This is a genomic window from Gordonia terrae, assembly GCF_001698225.1.
GTDB lineage: Bacteria > Actinomycetota > Actinomycetes > Mycobacteriales > Mycobacteriaceae > Gordonia > Gordonia terrae.
Map to the genome: position 1 here is coordinate 3,252,343 of NZ_CP016594.1, position 19,106 is coordinate 3,271,448.

The following is a 19,106-nucleotide window of genomic DNA, read 5'->3' on the forward strand; positions in this document are numbered from 1 at the left end:
CTAGATTCGAGGCATGACGAACCCTCGCGGAGGCGCGGCCGAGACGGCACCCGAATCACGCCCGGCGCACCCGCCCAAGCGGGAGGTCTTCGACGTGCCCGCGATGACGAACACGGACAACAAGGGCTTCGTCCGTCAGGTCGAGGAGTACCGCGTCACCGATTACGGGCTGTACATGTCGCGGCACGCACCCGGACATCCCCGATTCGACCATCTAGAATCCTGGCTGCTACCCGCATTGGGCCTGCGCGCCAACATCTTCCACTATCAGGGCGGTTACCGCGAGGGGCAGCGCCTCTATCTGGATGTCGGCCACTTCGCCGGCCCCGACGACGACGGGCGGTGGCACGCCGAGGACTGGTATCTCGATCTCGTGGACGTACCGGGCACCCCGCCGGTGCTGCTCGACACCGACGAGTTGCTCGAGGCGCATCGGGACGGACTTCTCGACACCGCACAGTGTGTCGAAGCCGTGGAGATCGCCACGCGCGCACTCGTCGGCACGGCCGAGCACGGGAACGACGTCCAGGCCTGGCTGGACGCCGCGGCGGGGGGCGTGGTCGCCTTTCGCGACCATGACCATCGCCGCCGCGGCGACGCCCGGTAGCTCACCACCTCAGACCGGCAGACCTCAGTAGGTGGGTAGGACGAAACACGATCCGTTTCGGATGAAATCCGGGAGCTGCACGCCGGTGCCGACGGTGACGGCGCGCGTCTTCTCCACCCCGTCGAGCGTGGCCTTCAGCACATAGCGCCCGGGCGTCGACGGGCGCCAGGTCGGACGCACCTCGGAACTCGTGGGCTTCTTGTCGTAGATGGTGACCGTGCGGCCGGCACCGACCAGCGTGACCTTCAGATTCGACTTCGCCGACCCCGGATCACCCACGAGCACCGACAGCTCGTAGGCACAGCCCGCGCCGTACACGCCATAGTTGAACGAGCCGTTGGCCGACGACCCGTAACCCGGGAGGGTGTCCACCGCGATGCCCTGCAGTGCCGCCTCGGCCGGCGCGGCCAATGCGACACCGGCGCATGCCACTGCCCCGAAAGCTATTGCGCCACCGACAATCCGCGCGCGACCCCGCTGTCCCCGACCGACCATGCTGTGCTCCACTCCTACGCTCGTCCTCGACCACACCACCGTCGCGGTGGCGTGCGTTTCACAAGCTAGCAGCGCACACCGCGCCGTGTACGCATTTTGGCAACGTTTGTAGTCAGTTTCTGTGTCGCGGGACTCGTCAGCCGACGACGACGCGCACCGTGGCGGGTCGGCCGGGGTCGCACGAGCCGTACAGATCCGGCCCGGCCGGCGCGAATCCGCCGTCGGCGAGCCGGTTCGCCAGCCCCTCGGCGGCGTCGGCATCTCGGGCGGTCACCCGCAACTCGACGGCCGCGGCATCGGTGACGTCGACCGCGGTGGCCAGTTCACCTGCCACGGCCCACAACCGGTTCACCAGGCGCGCCGACGGGCCGTCCGGGTTGGGCTCGGCGGCAACGAGTCCGGGGACCGGCTCGGCGACTCGGCGAGCGCGGACATTCATCTCGAGAGGGACGAGACGCTCGTCCCAGATCCGCGCCGCGGACGCCGCCAGGTCTTCGGGGGCGCCGGAGTTGTCCAGCCACACGTCGGCGACGGCTCGACGCTGTTCGTCGGTCGCCTGCGCAGCGATGCGGGCGCGGGCATCGGCCTCGGCGACCCCCCGCATCGTCGTCAACCGATGCAGCCGTACGTCGGCCTCGGCGAACACGATCACGACGAGGTGGAAGAACGGGGCCGTGTGATTCTCCACCAGCAATGGGATGTCTTGCACCACAATTGCATCCGCCGGCGCGTCGTCGAGGATCGCCTGTGTTCGCGCCCCGATGAGCGGGTGGGTGATGCCGTTGAGCGTCGTGCGGGATTCGTCGTCGACGAAAGCCTTCCCGGCGAGCGCCGGACGGTCGAGACTCCCGTCGGCGGCCAGGATCTCCGGGCCGAACGCCTCGACGAGCGCGGCCAGACCCTCCGACCCGGGCTCGACCACCTCCCGGGCGATCTTGTCCGCGTCGATGATGTACGCGCCCCGCTCGACGAACGTCTTTGCCACGGTCGATTTGCCGGCTCCGATGCCACCGGTCAGTCCAAGCCTGATCACGCCCACCAGTGTGACAAACACCATGGCGCCGGAGTGGCGTCGGGGCGGTTGCCCGGGTCAGACACGCAGAGACCTCGTCTCGCGCAGCGCGGCCTGAGATCAGGAACACGCCGTCGAGACGAGGTCTCGTCGGATCGCCGGTGTCAGCCCGTGACGGCGGCGAGTTCGATGGTCTCGTGCGGCAACTCCGCCTCACCGACCTTCTCGTTCTTGTTCAGATCGACGGCGACGATCTTCTTGGCCGCCGGATCACTGACGTAGGCGATGCCCTCCTGGACCACGACATTCGGCATCGGGGACTGCCACTCGTCCGGTTCGCTCCACGCGCCGATCGTCGGGATGGTGGCGGTCTTCGTCGCCGTGTTGACGTCGTAGACGTGCAGGGCACCATCGGTTCCCAGGATCACGCCGGACCCGCCGGGCCCGCGCTCGATGGACCGGAAGCTGTACGAGGTGCCGAGATCGACCAGCCGCAGCTGACCGGTGCGGGTGTCGGTGAGCGAGAACCGGGTCGGCCGTTCGAGCTCGGCATCCGGGTCGGACTTGTAATCGCCGAGGATGATCGGCGACTCGTCACTGCCGGCCTGGTTGCCGATGCGGCCGTACGGGTCCGGGCTGTCGACCTTACGGATGTCGTTGCCGTTGACGATGAGCAGGCCGTCCTCACAGCCGAAGGCAAGGACCCCGCCGGCGCCGGCGGCTTCGCCGTGCACGCCCGGGCACTGGTCATTGCGCACGATCTCCTTGCGCTCGCCGTCGAGGATCGCGACACCACTGCGCGAATCCTCGTTGCCGACGGTCACCACCATGGTGCCGTCCTCACGGAACACCGCGACCCCGTGGTGGGGCTCGGGAAGGGTGAAGGAGGTCGACGCCGCGTTTCCACGCAGGAGTTCGGCGGGTTCGACGATGTCGACTTCACCTGTCCCATCGGTGAACAGGGCGATCCGGGAATCGTGGGGCACAACGTGTCCCGGCTCCTCCCCGCCGAAGGTCATGTCGGTGAGGGCCGGAGTGGTCGTGTAGTAGTGACCGTGATCGCCGTGCTGACGCGTCCAGGTACCCATGTCGAGGACCCGGAACCCGTCCGATTCGGAGACGAAGACGTTCCGGCCGTTGTCGGCGCTGTTGAGCCGGATGAAGCCGTCGACCGGCAGGTCGGCGACCTGCTCGAGCGACTCGGCGTCGAGGACCAGGATGCCGCCGTCGTAGCTGAGTGCGAGACGTGGTGTGGCGCTCTGCTGCTCGACGGCCTTGGCCGAACTGGAGGCGGCCGGCGTCGAATCACCGGAATCCTCACTTCCACAGGCGACGAGCGCGAACGATGCGGCGGCGAGAAGCGCCAGAGATCGGGTCAGATTTGTCCGTTGTGCAAACACCCGGACAGTCAACAGTGGAATGAAAATCATTGTCAACAACGCATGGTTGCGGCGTCGCACCTCCACCACCATCGATCCGCACATCGACGCCGGACATCAGGACAGCAGTGGCTGCAATCCATCCAGGACGCGCGACAGCCCGAACTCGAAGGCCTCCGCGGGCGCGCCGGGCGCCTGCCGGAGCTCGCCGACCGCAGTGCCGACCCGATCCGACAGCGGAAACGCGCCGTCGGGCACGACCGCCGCGAGTTCGGGCCCGACGATCTCCCACCAGTGCGCATCGCTCATCCCGGTCTCGGCCGCGGCCACCCTCTCCCCGACCGCCTCGCGGGCGTTGCCGACCACGAAGGCTCCGATCAGCGCGATGATGTTGTCGCGCTGTACATCCGAGATGTCGAGCGGCTCGAGCAGCTCGAGCTGCCGCTCGTAGCGGGCGAGCCGGTGCGGCCCCAGCACCTGACGCCAGGGCGAGGCCTCCAGCAACCAGGGGTGCGTCAGACACTCGGCACGCAGAGCGCGCGCGACACCCGCCAGGGATTCCACGACTGTCGGCGAACTCGGCGGCATCGGGGTGTCCGCCGCCACCGCGTCGACCATGAGCGCCACCAACACGTCACGTGTCGGTACGTAGGTGTACAGACTCATCGGCCCGACACCGAGATCGGAAGCCAGCGAGCGCATCGACACGGCGCCGAGTCCCCCCGCATCCGCGCGGCGGATCGCGGTGGTCACGATGTCGTCGACCGACACCCGCTGCCGCGGACCACGCCGCGGCCCCCCGGCGCCGCACTCGGCCCGCCACAGGAGGCGGACCAACATACGTGCATCATCAGCGGTCGACACGGCAACGCCTTTCCCGTACGGTGTACCGAGTATTTAACTCCGTACACCGTACCAAGAGGAGCGTCACGCTGACCAGACAGGCCACCTATCTGCCGGATCTCCATCAGTTCGCACTCTGGTCGTCGCATGGTCCCGACGCCGGAAGCCGCGCGGACTCATGTCGCCTCGCGATTCCGGAGGGCGGCGATCTCGTCGTCCGTGACGTCGCTTGCGACCTCGTCGACGTCCCGACGCTCCTCTCGGGTCACGCATCGGACGATCCGAGCAGGGTCGCCGAGTCGGTTCACGCGTGGCGACTCACGCTTGCCGGCGACACCTCGACGCAGCTACCTCTCGCCGCTCACGCCGAGGTCGACCCCACGGGAACCGCGATGACGACGGCCGAGTTCGCCCGCGCGGCTCTGCGGGACTGCCTGGTGGTGGAGGAAGCTCTGCGCGACAGGCTCCGGGCAAGCCTGCGGCCCTACCAGATCCGCGGCGTGGCGTGGCTCGCCCGAACCGCAGAGGTGACCGGCGGCGCCGTACTGGCCGACGAGATGGGACTCGGCAAGACCGTCCAGGCGATCGGACTGTTGACACTACGCGCCCCCGAGGGGCCCCAGCTGGTCGTCTGCCCGACGAGTCTCGTCACCAACTGGACGCACGAGGTGGCCCGCTTCGCGCCCGCACTCGACGTCCACACCGGACCCCTCGAGGACGCCCCGGTCGCGGCCGGTTCGGTCACCGTGATCTCCTACGCACGACTGCGGTTGAGCGTCGACGTCGTGCGCCGGTCTCGTTGGGCGACAACCGTGTTCGACGAGGCACAGAACCTGAAGAACCCGCGGACCCAGGTCTCCCGCGCGGCCCGCTCCGTCGATGCCGGTGCTCGTGTCGCGTTGACGGGCACCCCGATCGAGAACAGTCTCGACGACCTCTGGGCGATCCTCCGCGTCACTGCGCCGGGGCTGTTCCCCCACCGGGCGGTGTTCCGGCGCCGGTTCACCAAGGCGGTGGACGACGGCGATACCGGAGCGCTGCAACGACTCCGGGTCGCGGTGTCACCGGTCCTGCTGGCGCGCACCAAGTCACGGGTGGCGTCGGCGCTCCCACCGAAGATCCCGAATCCGGTTCTGGTCGACCTGACGGCCGAACAGGCGCAACTCTACGATGCTCACCTGGCGCGTGTGGAGGACGACGGCTTCGGCGATGGATTCGAGAGACACGGAAGGATTCTCGCCACCCTCACCCGCCTCAAGCAGATCTGCAACCACCCCGGTCTCGTCACCGGCGACACCCGGGTGCTCCCGGGCCGTTCGGGCAAACTCGACGTGTGCGCGGAGATCCTCGGCGAGAATCTACGCACCGATTCCCCCACCCTCGTCTTCACCCAGTATCGCGACACCGGTGAACTGCTCGTCCGTCACTTCGCCGAACAGTTCGCGGTCGACGCCCCGTTCTTCCACGGCGGCCTCCCGGCGAGTCGGCGCGACGAACTCGTCGCCGACTTCCAGTCGGGCCGTGGCCCCGGGATCATGGTGATGAGTCTCAAGGCCGGTGGCGTCGGGCTCACACTCACACGCGCCTGCGACGTCATCCATTTCGACCGCTGGTGGAATCCGGCGGTCGAAGCCCAGGCCTCGGATCGCGTGCACCGCATCGGCCAAGAGCGTCCGGTCACGATCACCACCCTCACGACGGCCACCTCGCTCGAGGAACACATCGACGACCTGCACCGGCGCAAGTCCGCACTCGGCACGCACGCCGACGACTCGTCGGCCCTCGCGGAACTGACCGGCCTCAGCGACGAGCGGTTGATCGACGTCCTTCGCCGCAATCGGGAGGTCCGATGACCAACTCACCCGCCGAGTTCGGTTTCAGCCGCTGGGGCGCCGAGATCGTCCGGCTCGCCGAGCCCATCGCGACCCGCTCACCGAACCCGGTGGCGCCGCGCGCCCGCAGTGTCGCCCGCAATGGTGGCGTCGCCCTGACCGTCGAGGGACGTTCGGTCAGCGGACTGGTCCAGCGAGGTGGCCAGGCGTCCGTGGCACACCTGGAATTCGAGCCGATGAGCTCGGCCACCGCGTCGGCTCTGCGCGAGCTGCTCGGCGCGTCCACCGAGCCGACCGACGACATGCACCGCAAGCTGGTCGAGGCGGCGTCGTGGTCCGCTGCGGGTCTCGACGTCGCGGACTGTTCATGTCGGGCTCGCGGCGATCGGTGCCTGCACATCCTCGCCACCTTGTACGCACTCGCCGCGGCGATCGATCGAGAACCCGCCCTGGCGCTTCGGCTACGCGACTTCGAGGGTCCGCTCGACGGCGCGCCCGGCGACGACACATCGGACCCGGACGAAGTATCGCGCCGGACGCCCCCACGCTGGTCGGCACTGACGGCCTTCGATGTCCGCGACTATTGGCAGACCGGGCCGCACGGGGAGCGCCAAGACCCGCCCGGCACGGACGAGATATGAGAGAAGCCCTCCCGGTTTTCCCGGGAGGGCTTCTCTCATGTGCTCAGTGAGCGTGCGTGTCAGGCGTTGCCGGACAGCTTCTCACGCAGGGCGGCGAGCTGCTCGTCGCTGGCCAGCGAACCGCCGGCCGACGATCCACCGGTCGAGCTGCTGGACGAGGAACCTCCGCGGCTCTCCGACGCCGACGAGTAGTCGGTCGGGGCGTTGGCGGCCTCGGCGGCAGCAGCGGCGAACTTCTCCATCTGGGCGGTATGCATCTTGTGACGACGCTCGGCCTCGGCGTACCGGGCCTCCCATGCCTCACGCTGCTTCTCGAAGCCTTCGAGCCATTCGTTGGTCTCGGCGTCGAAGCCCTCGGGGAAGATGTAGTTGCCCTGCTCGTCGTAGCTGTCGGCCATGCCGTACTTCGACGGGTCGAACTCCTCGGTGTAGTCCTCGTTGGCCTGCTTGAGGCTCAGCGAGATCCGGCGACGCTCCAGGTCGATGTCGATGACCTTGACCATCGCGTCGTCACCGACGGCGACAACCTGATCCGGCACCTCGACGTGACGCTCGGCCAGCTCGGAGATGTGGACCAGACCCTCGATGCCCTCGTCGACGCGGACGAACGCACCGAACGGCACCAGCTTGGTGACCTTGCCCGGCACGATCTGGCCGATGGCGTGGGTGCGGGCGAACTGACGCCACGGATCTTCCTGGGTTGCCTTGAGCGACAGCGACACACGCTCGCGGTCCAGATCGACGTCGAGGACCTCGACGGTGACCTCGTCGCCGACTGCGACGACCTCGGACGGGTGATCGATGTGCTTCCAGGACAGCTCGGAGACGTGGACCAGACCGTCGACGCCGCCGAGATCGACGAACGCACCGAAGTTGACGATCGAGGACACGACGCCCTTGCGGACCTGGCCTTTCTGCAGCTGGTGCAGGAACTCGCTGCGGACCTCGGACTGGGTCTGCTCGAGCCATGCACGACGCGACAGGACCACGTTGTTGCGGTTCTTGTCGAGCTCGATGATCTTGGCCTCGATCTCCTTGCCGATGTACGGCTGCAGATCGCGGACGCGACGCATCTCCACGAGCGATGCCGGGAGGAAGCCGCGCAGGCCGATGTCCAGGATCAGGCCGCCCTTGACGACCTCGATGACGGTGCCCTTGACGGCCTCGTCCTTCTCCTTGAGCTCCTCGATGGTGCCCCAGGCACGCTCGTACTGCGCACGCTTCTTGGAGAGGATCAGACGACCTTCTTTGTCCTCCTTGGTGAGGACCAGGGCCTCGACCTCGTCACCGACGTTGACGACCTCGTTGGGGTCCACGTCGTGCTTGATCGACAGTTCGCGAGAAGGGATGACGCCTTCGGTCTTGTAACCGATGTCGAGCAGAACCTCGTCCCGATCGACCTTGACGATGGTGCCTTCCACGATGTCGCCATCGTTGAAGTACTTGATCGTGGAGTCGATGGCGGCGAGAAAGTCCTCGGCAGTGCCGATGTCATTGACGGCTACTTGCGGCGAGGTGATCGTGGGGGACGACATATGTTGAGTTGCTCCGGACAGGTGTGTAGTAGGTACGATTCTGAAAAGCGCTGTTGATCGACACCACCTGGACCGGCCTGTCACCGGTCAGGGCAGGTGCGAACCGCGCGTCATCGGGCACACGCGCGTGTAGAAGCCTACTCCAGCGGCGTTGTGCTGGGCAAATGGCTCGTCTCGCGAGGCCGCCGAGACGTGCGGCCCAGCGGAAAATGAGACGATGCCCACGTGGCGCACTCCCTCGAACTCCTCCTCGACGACTCGTCCGACCAGCAGGTTCGGGCCGAATGGGACGCGCTGGCCGCAGCCGGACTGCCCCATCAGGGACGCGTCGCGTCGGCCACCAACCGCCCGCACGTGACGCTCGTGGCCGCGTCGCGCATCGATCCCCACGCCGACGCGGCGTTGGCCGGGGTCGCCATGCGCCTCCCGGTCGGCATGCGACTCGGCGCCCCGATCCTCTTCGGAGCCGCCGGCCGGTCGACACTTGCGCGGCTCGTGGTGCCGTCGACCGAACTCCTCTCGGTCCACGCTCAGGTCTGCCGACTGGCGGCCGGGTTCATCGGGTCCCGACCGGCCGGTTCCGCAACGTCACCGGGACACCACGGGACTGCGTTCGCGCACACCACCCCCGGACGGTGGACGCCGCACGTCACCCTGGCGCGGCGGATGGACGCCGAGCAGCTCGCCCGCGCGTTGGTCGTCCTCGACCTGCGCGCCGAGATCGCCGGTGAGTTCACCGCACTCCGTCGCTGGGACCCGGACGAGGGAACCGACGTCATACTCGCGGGGCGAGCCTGCTGATCGAACGGCGTCGACGGACCGCACGGAGCAGCCGACGAGAGCCGAATGGGCGATCAGGCTGACGGGCGGCCGGAGCCGCGCGCTCCGGGCAACGCGCCGAGGAGACGACGAACCCGGGACTTCCGCCGGAAGCGAGGGCAGTCACCCGCGCCGCACAGCGCGCAGTCGGTCCCCGCCCGATAGTGCTCATGAGCCGCTCGGTCGTGACCGCATCGGCAAGTCTCGTCGCCCACGACGCACAGGTTACGCACTCCCGAACCGGCGGTCCGGCGAAGTTCGCGCGACCGCGTTCGCCGAAACGAGCGCGCGCCGCCCGGACTCGGCCACATCATGGTTCATGACCGAAGCAGCGGGTGGCCACCCTGACCGGCCGGGACCGAGTGCCGACGAGTTCGCCGAGCGCCTCTTCGGCTCCGCCCTCGCGACCGCCGAGACGCTGAGCGTGTATCTCGGTGAGCGCCTCGGGTGGTACCGGTGCCTGGCCGAGGCGGGACCACTCACCGCCGACGGACTGGCCGAGCACACCGAGACCAACGCGCGGTACGCCCGGGAGTGGCTCGAGATGCAGTGCGCCTTCGGCATTCTCGACGCCGACCTGACCTCGCGGCCGCCCACCTTTGCGATCTCGCCCGGCGTCGCCGAGGTGCTCACCGACACATCGAGCCTGTCGTATCTGGGTGCCCTCCCGCGCATGTTCGCGGCGTCGGCTCGCCACCTGCCCGAACTGCTCGACGCCTATCGGCACGGTGGTGGCGTGAGCTGGGCGACCCTGGGCGCCGACGCGCGGGAGTGCCAGGCAGATCTCAACCGGCCCTGGTTCGACGCCCGGCTCGCGCCGGCGCTCGCCGGTGTCGAACACCTCCACACGCGTCTGTCGCGGCCCGGCGCCCGCATCGCCGACGTCGGCTTCGGGGCAGGGCATTCCACCATCGCACTCGCTCGTGCCTACCCGGAGGCGACCTTCGTCGGCCTCGATGTCGACGAGGCATCCGTCCAGATGGCCCGCGCGCACGCCGCAACCGCGGGGGTCTCCGAGCGCGTGACATTCCTCGTGGCCGACGGTGACGAGGCGACGGCGCACGGCCCGTTCGACGCCGCGTTCGCGTTCGAGTGTCTCCACGACATGCCCCGCCCCGTCCAGGTTCTCGCGGCGGTCCGTCGCGCACTGACACCGGGGGCGTCACTGATCGTCATGGACGAGGCGGTGTCCGACGAGTTCAGCGGTCCGGCAGACGAACTCGACAAGATCATGTACGGGTTCTCGCTGTTCGTCTGTCTGCCGGACTCGATGAGTTCGCCGCCGTCGGCGGCGACCGGCACCGTGTTCCGGCCGTCGACCGTGAGGCAGTACGCCCGCGATGCGGGATACGCCGACGTGGAGGTCCTCCCCATCGAGGACTTCAGCTTCTTCCGCTTCTACGAGCTCACGACCTGACCGGCGCCGGCGAGCGCTGCCGGTCGGGCCGACACCATGGGCCGGCGGAAGTGGCCGCCACGACCCGGGCCCTATCATCGCAGGATGTCCCCCAACCAGGCCGAACCCGCGGACACGATGTCGAACGAACCGGCAGCAGGCCGTCCCCCGAGGATTCTCGGCGACGTCGACTCCACGTCCAGCGACCGTGCCAACCGTTGGTGGTGGGATCACGACGCGGAGAACTACCACGTCGAGCACGGCGAGTTTCTCGGCGCGCATGCCGCAGGCGGTGACTTCGTCTGGTGTCCGGAGGGACTCCGCGAGTCCGACGTCGGCCTCCTCGGGGACATCGACGGACGTGACATCCTCGAGATCGGTTGCGGTTCGGCGCCGTGCGCCCGATGGCTGTCCGCCCACGGCGCCCGAGCGGTGGGCGTGGATCTGTCCCGGCGGATGCTGGGCATCGGACTCGACGCGATGGCCGCCGAGGGCGTGCGGGTACCGCTCGTGCAGGCCACCGCGGAGACGCTGCCCTTCGCCGCCGAATCGTTCGACACCGCATGCTCGGCATTCGGCGCGGTACCGTTCGTCGCCGACTCCGCCGGCGTGATGAGCGAGGTCGCGCGAGTGCTGAAACCCGGTGGCCGTTGGGTTTTCGCCGTCAACCACCCGATGCGCTGGATGTTCCTCGACGACCCCGGGCCGGAGGGGTTGACTGTCCGGATACCGTATTTCAACCGCACGCCGTACACCGAGACCGATGCCGACGGCAGGCTGACCTACGTCGAGCACCACCGCACCATCGGTGACCGTGTCCGTGAACTCCGTGCGGCCGGATTCGTTCTCGACGACATCATCGAGCCCGAATGGCCGGACGGTTTCGACCGGACATGGGGCCAGTGGAGTCCGTTGCGGGGCAGCTACTTTCCGGGAACAGCGATCTTCTGCAGCCACAAGGCCGGCTGACGGCTGTCACAGCAGCTTCGACAGGAACTCCCGGGTGCGCTGTTCTTTCGGGTCGGAGAGGACCTCGCGGGGATCGCCCCGTTCCACGACGACGCCGCCGTCCATGAACACGAGTTGATCCGCGACCTCCCGGGCAAAGCCCATCTCGTGGGTGACGACCATCATCGTCATCCCCGAAGCGGCGAGCTCGCGCATCACCTTCAGCACGTCCCCGACGAGTTCGGGGTCGAGTGCCGAGGTGGGCTCGTCGAAGAGCATGAGCTTGGGATCCATGGCAAGTGCGCGCGCTATCGCGACGCGTTGCTGCTGGCCGCCCGACAGCTGCGCCGGGTAGGCGTCGGCCCGTGTGGACAGCCCGACCCGATCCAGCAGATAGCGGGCCTTGTCGACCGCTTCCGAACGCGACTGCCGCTTCACCTGCATCGGCGCCTCGATCACGTTCTCGAGGGCCGTGCGGTGCGGGAACAGATTGAAATGCTGGAACACCATGCCGATGTCGCGGCGCTGGGTGGCCGCATCCTTGGCACTCATCTCGTAGAGTTTGCCGCTGCGTTCGCGATACCCGATCAGATCACCGTCGACGTAGAGCCGGCCGGCGTTGACGACCTCCAGGTGGTTCACACACCGCAGGAACGTGGACTTCCCCGAACCCGACGGTCCGATGAGGCACAGCACCTCGCCGCGTGCGACCTCCAGCGAGATCCCCTTGAGGACCTGCACCGAGCCGAAACTCTTGCAGACACGGTCGGCCACCACCATCGGGGTCGGTGACCCGCCGGAATTGGCCGGACCGGCCGTGTGCTCTCCCGGGCTCATGCCTTCTCTCCCCCTGCCGGGCCGGCGGCGCCGCCGGGGGCCGTGGCCGCCCCGTCGGCCATCGTCTTGAGCTGTCGCGCGGTCAGCGCCCGGGTCGCGCCCTTGGCGTAGTAGCGCTCGACGTAGTACTGACCCACCATCAGGACGCTGGTGATGACGAGGTACCAGGTCGATGCGACCAGCAGCAACGGGATCGGCTCGAAGATCACACCGGAGATGTCGCGTTGACGGCCGTAGAGGTCGAGCGTCAGCGGCACCGCTGCCACCAGGCTGGTGGTCTTGAGCATGCTGATCAGTTCGTTGCCGGTGGGCGGGATGATGACCCGCATGGCCTGCGGCAGGACCGTGCGTCGCATCGTCTGCGACCACGACATGCCCAGCGCCACCGAGGCCTCCGTCTGCCCCTCACCGACCGACGACACACCGGCGCGGACAATCTCGGCCATGTACGCGGCCTCGTTCAGACCCAGACCGATCACCGCGAAGAGGAACGCGGCGTTGAGGGTCTGGATGTCGAGGGTCACGAACTGGTGCACGAATGGGATGCCGAGGTCGATCTGCTTGTAGATCGCCGGGAACAGGCCCCAGAACACGAGCTGGACGTACACGGGTGTGCCGCGGAAGATCCACAGGTAGACCCACGACGTCCCGCGCAGCACCGGGTTCGGGCTCAGCCGCATGATCGCCAGGAGCACACCGAGCACGATGGCGATCGCCATCGACAGCAGGGTCAGGGCCAGGGTGTACCCGACACCCGACAGGATGCGCGAGTCGAAGAGGTAGTTGCCGTACGTGCCCCAGCTGTAGGCCTCGTTGGTGGCGGCACCGTAGATGAACAGTGCGGCCAGCACGACGATGATCACCGCGGCGATCCACTGCCCGGGTCGGCGCAGCGGAACCGCCTTGATCGGTTCCGGTTCGGTCGCTGTGGCGGGGTCGGCGTGTGGTGACGTCACCTCAGTTCACCGCCCCGTTGATGACGGAGACATCGATCATCCCCTCCTCGAGGCCCCAGTTGGCCGCGATCTGTTCGTAATGTCCGTTGTCGATGAGGTACTGCACGGCGCGCTGCATCGCGACCGCGAGCGGCGAACCCTTCCGGATGGCCCAGCCGTAAGGCGCGGAGTCGAAGATGCCGCCGGCCGGCGTCAACCGGCCGTCCGTCCGCTTGATGGCGTAGGCGGTGACCGGCGAGTCGGCCGACATCGCGTCCACGCGCCCGAGGAGCAGCGCATTGACCGCCTCGTCCTGGCTGTCGAACCTGACCTTGTCGATTGCCGGTTTCCCCGCAGCCACGCAGGCCGCGCTCTTGGCCGGGACCTCGTCGGTGTCCTCGTAGGTGGTCGTCTGGACCGCAACCCGGAGACCACAGGCGTTGTCCGGATCGATGTCGTCGTCGTTGTCGGTGGCCTGCGCCCACTGCACGCCTGCGCTGTAGTAGGTCACGAAGTCGACCTGCTTCTCGCGTTCGAGTGTGTCGGTGAACGAGGACATGCCGACCTGGTAGGTGCCGGCCTGGATCGACGGGATGATCGTGTCGAACTGGGATTCCTTGTAGTCGGGTACGAGTCCGAGCACCTTGCCGACGGCGTTCATCAGGTCGACGTCGTAACCGACGATCTTTCCCGACGCGTCCTTGTACTCGTTCGGCTGGTACGGGATGTTGACCCCGACGATGAGGCGTCCGGTGCGGGCGATCTCGGGTGGGACGAGAGCCGAGATCTCCGGCACCTTCGCCACGTCGATGTCGATCGGGGTGACCTGGTTCGCACGCTCCCGGGCTTCGTTGTCCACGCATCCGGTCACCACGACCAGGACGGCGAGCACGACGCCGAGCCAACGAGCCACCCGCGTCACACCACTTCCCTCCGTCCGGCCGAGCGCATCAACTCACTGTAGTTCGCCTACTGCACCCCGGCTCGATACCCGCGATTCACGCGTGTTCGTGCACCTCCCTCTGCTCGGTGATCCGAAAGAACCACAGGCCCACTGGTCCCTGAGGTGCGAGGAGCGATAGCGACGAGCCACGAAGGGCCTGGTGGGACACGTTGCTACACCCTTCGTGGCTCGCTTCGCTCGCACCTCAGGGAGCATAGAATGTGCACGCTCACCAGAGTTCTTCAGTAGCACAGGACGGCAGCCTGCCTCATTTCGTAACCGATCACTTCGCCCCAGCGAGCAGATGGTCGACCACCGCACCCGCGAACTCCGACGTGGTCGCCTCACCGCCGAGGTCGCGAGTCGACGTGTGCGCGAGTGTGTCGGCGACCGCGGCGTCGATCCGGGCCCCGGCCGCGACCAGTGCCGCGTCCTCGGTCATCCGGCCGAAGCGACTGAATCCCATTGCCACCGAGGCGATCATGGCGACCGGATTCGCGATGCCGCGCCCGGCGATGTCGGGCGCCGCACCGTGCGATGCCTGCGCCATCACGCGGGTCTCCGAGCTGTTGACGGAACCGGCGATACCCAGCGATCCGGCGAGCTCTCCGGCGAGGTCGGACAAGACGTCACCGAAGAGGTTCTCGGTCACGAGGACGTCGAAGTCGGCGGGGCGCCGAACCAGCAGGGCCGCCATGGCATCGACGTGTTGCTCGGACACCTCGACCTCGGGGAAGTCGGCGGCGACGGCGCGGCACGCATCGCGGAACAGTCCGGTGGTCATCCGCAAGACATTGGCTTTGTGCACGATCGTCAGTCGCGGTTGCCGTTCGGAACCCGCACGCTCGATCGCGGCTGCGCATGCGACCCGCGCGATGCGCTCCGACGCCGCACGGGTGACGAGCCCGACTGCGAGGGCCACATCCGGAGTCGGCATGAACTCGCCGCTTCCGACCGCCATGTTGCGGTCGGCATAGAAGCCCTCGGAGTTCTCCCGCACGATCAGCACATCGATGTCCGGCCGCAGCGCCGGGACACCGGCAAAGGCCCGAGCGGGACGGAGATTCGCGAACAGTTCGTACCGGGTTCGGAGCGTCGCTCCCGGAGTGCGATCGCCGTGACCGGGCGGGTAGGCCGCCGAGTCGTGGGGGCCGACGATCCAGAATCCGAGGCCGTCGAGAGCCGTCAGCGTCTGCTCGGGCACCGGATCACCGTGCGAGGCGATGGCAGACAACCCGAAAGGCAGTTCCTGCCAGTCGATCTCGATCGACTCCGCGGCGGCGGCCGCGTCCGCGACCGACACCGCCGCGGGAACGATCTCCGGCCCGATCCCGTCGCCGGTGAGGACGCCGAAAGTTCTCTCGCCCACGCCCATCAGTGCGCTGCGTCGTCCCAGGACCGCCCGAAACCGACCGACACCTCCAGGGGCACCGACAAGGTGATGGCGTTGCCCATCTCCTCGCGCACCACCGCTTCGACGGCGTCCCGCTCACCGGCGGCGACCTCGATCACGAGTTCGTCGTGGACCTGGAGAAGGGTCTGCGATGTGAGACCTTCGGCCGCAAGGCGTTTGTGGACGTTGATCATCGCGACCTTGATGATGTCCGCGGCGGTGCCCTGGATGGGCGCGTTGAGCGCCATGCGCTCCGCGGACTGCCGCCGCTGCCAGTTGTCGCTGTTCAGATCCGGCAGGTAGCGGCGCCTGCCGAACAGGGTCGCGGTGTACTCGTTGCGGCGGGCCTCGGCAACGACGTCGTGCAGGTAGTCGCGCACTCCGCCGAAGCGCGCGAAGTATGCCTCCATCTGCTCCTTGGCCTCGTCGCGGCTGATCTTCAGCTGGGCCGCGAGCCCGAACGCACTGAGGCCGTAGGCAAGTCCGTACGACATCGCCTTCACCCGGTGACGCATCTCGGTGGTGACCTCGTCGATCGGCACCCCGAAGGCGCGCGACCCGACGAAGTTGTGCAGGTCCTCGCCGGTGTTGAACGCCTCGATCAAACCCGCATCCTCCGACAGATGCGCCATGATCCGCATCTCGATCTGGCTGTAGTCGGCGGTCATGAGGCAGTCGTAGGGAACACCGGTCGCGGTGTCGGCGCCGACGACGAAGCCGCGCCGGATCTCCCGCCCGGCCTCGGTGCGTACCGGGATGTTCTGCAGGTTCGGCTCGGTGGACGAGAGGCGCCCGGTCGCGGCGATCGTCTGATTGAACGTCGTGTGGATGCGCCCGTCGTCGGCGACCGACTTCAGGAGTCCGTCGACGGTGACCTTCAGTCGTGTCGCATCGCGGTGCTCGAGAAGATGGGCCAGGAAGGGGTGTTCGGTCTTCTCGTAGAGCGACTGCAGCGCGTCGGCGTCGGTGGTGTAACCGGTCTTGGTCTTCTTCGTCTTCGGCATGTCCAGCTTGTCGAAGAGGACGGTCTGCAACTGCTTGGGTGAGCCGAGATTGATCTGCTCCCCGATGACCTCGTACGCTGCCTCGGCCGCGGCACGGATGCGGTCGGCGAACATCCGCTCGAGTGCGCCGAAGTGATCGACGTCGACCGCGATGCCCGCCGCCTCGGCGTCGGCCAGGACGAACGACAGCGGCAACTCCATCTCGGTCAGCAGCGGCTTGGAGTCGATCCGGTCCAGCTCCGTGTCGAGCGTGTCGGCCAGTTCCTGGACAGCACGTGCCTCGAGCATGTGTTGTTCGGCGACGCGGCCGTCGGAATCGTCGTCGAGCAGCGACATCTGGCCATCGCCCGGCCCGCCGTCGGCACGGAGTTCGCGACGCAGGTAGCGCAGCGCGAGGTCGTCGAGATTGAAGGTGCGCTGCCCGGGCCGGACGAGGTAGGCCGCGAGCGAGGTGTCACTGGTGACCCCGTCGAGCTTCCAACCGCGCGACCGGAGTGCGTGCACGGCCCACTTCGCCTCGTGGACCGCTTTGAGTGCCGACGGGTCGGCGAACCACTCCCCCAGTGCCGCTTCGTCTTCGGGAGTCAGTGCGGTCACGTCGACATAGGCCGACGACCCGTCGGCCGCTGCGATCGCCACACCCGACGGGTCGGACCCGACGACGACGTGCGGCGCGGTCACTGCAAGACCGACCCGGCCGGTCCGGGCGTGCGTGGTGAGCCACTCGCCGACCTCGCCGGCACCCAGGACCGCGCCGTCGAGATCGAAACCCGCTTCCGCTTCGGGCTCAACGGAACTCAGCGTCGAGAAGAGCCGGTCCCGCAACACCCGGAATTCCAGGTCGTCGAACAGTTGGTGGATGCGATCGCGGTCCCACCCGACCATGGCCAGGTCGTCGGGGGACGCCGGCAGCTGCATGTCCCGGACGAGCTCGGTGAGCTGCCGATTGGTCTGCACCGACGCCAGATGCGCCCGCAACGCGTCGCCCACCTTGCCTTTGACCTCGTCGACGTGATCGACGAGCGCGGCGAGCGATCCGTACTCGCGGATCCACTTGGACGCGGTCTTCTCGCCGACTCCGGGTATGCCCGGGAGGTTGTCGCTGGGGTCGCCGCGCAGCGCCGCGTAGTCCGGGTACTGGGTGGGGGTGAGACCGTACTTCTTCTCGACCTCCTCGGGCGTGAAGCGGGTGAGGTCGGACACTCCCTTGCGCGGGTAGAGCACGGTTGTCGACGCGTCGACGAGCTGCAGTGAGTCCCGGTCACCGGTGACGATCAGGACCTTGTATCCGTCCTCACGGGCCCGGGTCGCCAGGGTCGCGATGATGTCGTCGGCCTCGTAACCCTCGATGGCCAGCACCGAGACGCCCAGCGCATCGAGGACCTCCTTGGTGAGGTCGACCTGGCCGTTGAACTCGTCGGGCGACTTCGACCGCTGCGCCTTGTACTCGGGGTACATCTCCGACCGGAAGGTCTTCCGTGAGACGTCGAAGGCGGCGGCGATGTGCGTGGGCTCCTCGTCGCGCAACAGGTTGATCAGCATCGAGGTGAAGCCGTAGACGGCGTTGGTCGTCTGGCCGGAATGCGTCTTGAAGTTCTCCGCGGGAAGCGCGAAGAACGCCCGGTAGGCCAGGGAGTGTCCGTCGAGCAGCATCAACACCGGCTGCTTGGTCTTGCCCTTGGCGCGGGGTGCCGCTGTGCCCGTCGATCCGGGTGCCTTGGCGGGGGTCGTTGCCGGGGAACTCTGCGCTGGACTCACAGTCGCCGAGTCTAGTGACCCTGTCCGACACGCCTGGGACGACTCCTCACACTCGGCCTCTCATCGGAGGGGCCGGTACATGGCCCACACCGTGGGACCGTCGAGCGGGAGCTCGAACTCCTCGGTCACCGTGAACCCGAAACGCTCGTAGAGCGGCACGTTGCGGACGTTCGAGCATTCGAGGTACGCGGGGCCGTCGATCTGGTCGAGCCGATGTCCCAGCAGCGAGGTGCCCACCCCGACTCCGTGCACCGGCGCCCCGATCTGGCCCAGGTACCAATGCGGCTCCTTGGGTCGACGCTTGCCGAATTCTTCCTCGAGTTTCATCCCGCGACTCATCCGCGACCCCATCGCCCGGAAGAACCCGACCATCGACACGACCTGTGCCGTCGCCGACACCTTGTGTCCCGGGGGATCCCACGCGGCCGCGCCGACCGGTTGGCCGTCGCGCATCGCGAGGTCGAGCGTCGCCTTCGGGCCGTGGCTGTACTTCAGCAGCGTGCGGAACATGACGAGGTGACGCGAGGTGTCCGGTTGCATCCACACCGTCACCGGGTCGTCGGCGAAGGCCTGCGCCAGGAGCGCTGCGGCGAGTTCGACGTCTGTGGTTGTGGACACGCTGACCGGGACCATCGGACCAGCGTACGACCCGGATCGGGTCTCCGACAGCACATCGCGACTTCTCGGCGCGGTCGGTCGGCGCGAGAAGTTACCTCTGGGAAACGTCGT

Annotated in this window: 17 protein-coding genes; 6 read left to right on the top strand and 11 right to left on the bottom strand. The window is 67.7% G+C overall.

Going from position 1 to position 19,106, the window contains the following annotated elements:
• The first annotated feature begins 13 nt into the window (after positions 1-13).
• Positions 14-607 carry a ribonuclease FAU-1 family protein gene (locus BCM27_RS14535; protein WP_004018867.1) on the top strand — a complete coding sequence of 198 codons (594 nt, stop codon included), beginning with the start codon at positions 14-16 and terminating at the stop codon, positions 605-607.
• A gap of 24 nt (positions 608-631) precedes the next feature.
• On the opposite strand, the gene BCM27_RS14540 is transcribed toward BCM27_RS14535, so the two are convergent.
• From BCM27_RS14540 to BCM27_RS14555, 4 genes are all read right to left on the bottom strand, one after another.
• The gene (locus BCM27_RS14540) at positions 632-1,102 is read right to left on the bottom strand and encodes a hypothetical protein (RefSeq protein WP_004018868.1); all 471 of its coding nucleotides are present in this window, start codon (positions 1,100-1,102) and stop codon (positions 632-634) included.
• Between the two features lie 136 nt (positions 1,103-1,238).
• The gene (coaE, locus tag BCM27_RS14545; protein ID WP_033205890.1) at positions 1,239-2,135 is read right to left on the bottom strand and encodes a dephospho-CoA kinase; all 897 of its coding nucleotides are present in this window, start codon (positions 2,133-2,135) and stop codon (positions 1,239-1,241) included.
• A gap of 143 nt (positions 2,136-2,278) precedes the next feature.
• Entirely contained in the window at positions 2,279-3,544 is a 1,266-nt protein-coding gene (aztD, locus tag BCM27_RS14550; RefSeq protein WP_275447532.1) for a zinc metallochaperone AztD, read from the bottom strand.
• A 66-nt stretch (positions 3,545-3,610) separates the two neighbouring features.
• A complete protein-coding gene (locus tag BCM27_RS14555; RefSeq protein WP_004018871.1) occupies positions 3,611-4,333 on the bottom strand; it encodes a TetR/AcrR family transcriptional regulator in 723 nt (240 codons plus the stop codon).
• Positions 4,334-4,377: 44 nt separating this feature from the next.
• Between BCM27_RS14555 and BCM27_RS14560 the strand changes: the two genes are divergently transcribed.
• Positions 4,378-6,189 (top strand): DEAD/DEAH box helicase, encoded by a 1,812-nt coding sequence (locus BCM27_RS14560; RefSeq protein WP_004018872.1) that lies wholly within the window; start codon positions 4,378-4,380, stop codon positions 6,187-6,189.
• Positions 6,186-6,809 carry an SWIM zinc finger family protein gene (locus tag BCM27_RS14565; protein WP_004018873.1) on the top strand — a complete coding sequence of 208 codons (624 nt, stop codon included), beginning with the start codon at positions 6,186-6,188 and terminating at the stop codon, positions 6,807-6,809. The genes BCM27_RS14560 and BCM27_RS14565 overlap by 4 nt, the downstream gene beginning before the upstream one ends.
• 59 nt (positions 6,810-6,868) lie before the next feature.
• Here BCM27_RS14565 and rpsA read toward each other — a convergent pair whose 3' ends face one another.
• The gene (rpsA, locus tag BCM27_RS14570; protein ID WP_004018874.1) at positions 6,869-8,344 is read right to left on the bottom strand and encodes a 30S ribosomal protein S1; all 1,476 of its coding nucleotides are present in this window, start codon (positions 8,342-8,344) and stop codon (positions 6,869-6,871) included.
• A 225-nt stretch (positions 8,345-8,569) separates the two neighbouring features.
• On the opposite strand from rpsA, the gene BCM27_RS14575 reads away from it, so the two are divergent.
• From BCM27_RS14575 to BCM27_RS14585, 3 genes are all read left to right on the top strand, one after another.
• Positions 8,570-9,145 carry a 2'-5' RNA ligase family protein gene (locus tag BCM27_RS14575; RefSeq protein WP_004018875.1) on the top strand — a complete coding sequence of 192 codons (576 nt, stop codon included), beginning with the start codon at positions 8,570-8,572 and terminating at the stop codon, positions 9,143-9,145.
• 337 nt (positions 9,146-9,482) lie between these two features.
• Positions 9,483-10,580 (top strand): class I SAM-dependent methyltransferase, encoded by a 1,098-nt coding sequence (locus BCM27_RS14580; RefSeq protein WP_004018876.1) that lies wholly within the window; start codon positions 9,483-9,485, stop codon positions 10,578-10,580.
• Between the two features lie 84 nt (positions 10,581-10,664).
• On the top strand, positions 10,665-11,528 hold the full coding sequence (locus BCM27_RS14585; protein WP_004018877.1) for a class I SAM-dependent methyltransferase: 864 nt from the start codon (positions 10,665-10,667) through the stop codon (positions 11,526-11,528).
• A 6-nt stretch (positions 11,529-11,534) separates the two neighbouring features.
• Here BCM27_RS14585 and BCM27_RS14590 read toward each other — a convergent pair whose 3' ends face one another.
• From BCM27_RS14590 to BCM27_RS14615, 6 genes are all read right to left on the bottom strand, one after another.
• Entirely contained in the window at positions 11,535-12,344 is an 810-nt protein-coding gene (locus BCM27_RS14590; RefSeq protein ID WP_004018878.1) for an amino acid ABC transporter ATP-binding protein, read from the bottom strand.
• On the bottom strand, positions 12,341-13,300 hold the full coding sequence (locus tag BCM27_RS14595) for an amino acid ABC transporter permease (RefSeq protein WP_004018879.1): 960 nt from the start codon (positions 13,298-13,300) through the stop codon (positions 12,341-12,343). The genes BCM27_RS14590 and BCM27_RS14595 overlap by 4 nt, the downstream gene beginning before the upstream one ends.
• 1 nt (position 13,301) lies before the next feature.
• The gene (locus tag BCM27_RS14600) at positions 13,302-14,201 is read right to left on the bottom strand and encodes an ABC transporter substrate-binding protein (RefSeq protein WP_004018880.1); all 900 of its coding nucleotides are present in this window, start codon (positions 14,199-14,201) and stop codon (positions 13,302-13,304) included.
• 304 nt (positions 14,202-14,505) lie between these two features.
• A complete protein-coding gene (locus BCM27_RS14605; protein ID WP_004018881.1) occupies positions 14,506-15,597 on the bottom strand; it encodes an isocitrate/isopropylmalate dehydrogenase family protein in 1,092 nt (363 codons plus the stop codon).
• Positions 15,597-18,377, bottom strand: a complete 2,781-nt coding sequence (gene polA, locus BCM27_RS14610) for a DNA polymerase I (protein WP_004018882.1) — start codon at positions 18,375-18,377, stop codon at positions 15,597-15,599. The genes BCM27_RS14605 and polA overlap by 1 nt, the downstream gene beginning before the upstream one ends.
• 60 nt (positions 18,378-18,437) lie before the next feature.
• Positions 18,438-19,010, bottom strand: a complete 573-nt coding sequence (locus BCM27_RS14615; protein WP_033205901.1) for an N-acetyltransferase — start codon at positions 19,008-19,010, stop codon at positions 18,438-18,440.
• Positions 19,011-19,106 lie beyond the last annotated feature (96 nt).

Excerpts from the sequence above, each read along its gene's own strand:
- BCM27_RS14535 (WP_004018867.1), top strand. The coding sequence starts at position 14 with ATGACGAACCCTCGCGGAGGCGCGGCCGAGACGGCACCCGAATCACGC.
- BCM27_RS14540 (WP_004018868.1), bottom strand. The coding sequence starts at position 1,102 with ATGGTCGGTCGGGGACAGCGGGGTCGCGCGCGGATTGTCGGTGGCGCA.
- aztD (WP_275447532.1), bottom strand. The coding sequence starts at position 3,544 with ATGATTTTCATTCCACTGTTGACTGTCCGGGTGTTTGCACAACGGACA.
- BCM27_RS14555 (WP_004018871.1), bottom strand. The coding sequence starts at position 4,333 with ATGTTGGTCCGCCTCCTGTGGCGGGCCGAGTGCGGCGCCGGGGGGCCG.
- BCM27_RS14565 (WP_004018873.1), top strand. The coding sequence starts at position 6,186 with ATGACCAACTCACCCGCCGAGTTCGGTTTCAGCCGCTGGGGCGCCGAG.
- rpsA (WP_004018874.1), bottom strand. The coding sequence starts at position 8,344 with ATGTCGTCCCCCACGATCACCTCGCCGCAAGTAGCCGTCAATGACATC.
- BCM27_RS14580 (WP_004018876.1), top strand. The coding sequence starts at position 9,483 with ATGACCGAAGCAGCGGGTGGCCACCCTGACCGGCCGGGACCGAGTGCC.
- BCM27_RS14585 (WP_004018877.1), top strand. The coding sequence starts at position 10,665 with ATGTCCCCCAACCAGGCCGAACCCGCGGACACGATGTCGAACGAACCG.
- BCM27_RS14590 (WP_004018878.1), bottom strand. The coding sequence starts at position 12,344 with ATGAGCCCGGGAGAGCACACGGCCGGTCCGGCCAATTCCGGCGGGTCA.
- BCM27_RS14605 (WP_004018881.1), bottom strand. The coding sequence starts at position 15,597 with ATGGGCGTGGGCGAGAGAACTTTCGGCGTCCTCACCGGCGACGGGATC.
- BCM27_RS14615 (WP_033205901.1), bottom strand. The coding sequence starts at position 19,010 with ATGGTCCCGGTCAGCGTGTCCACAACCACAGACGTCGAACTCGCCGCA.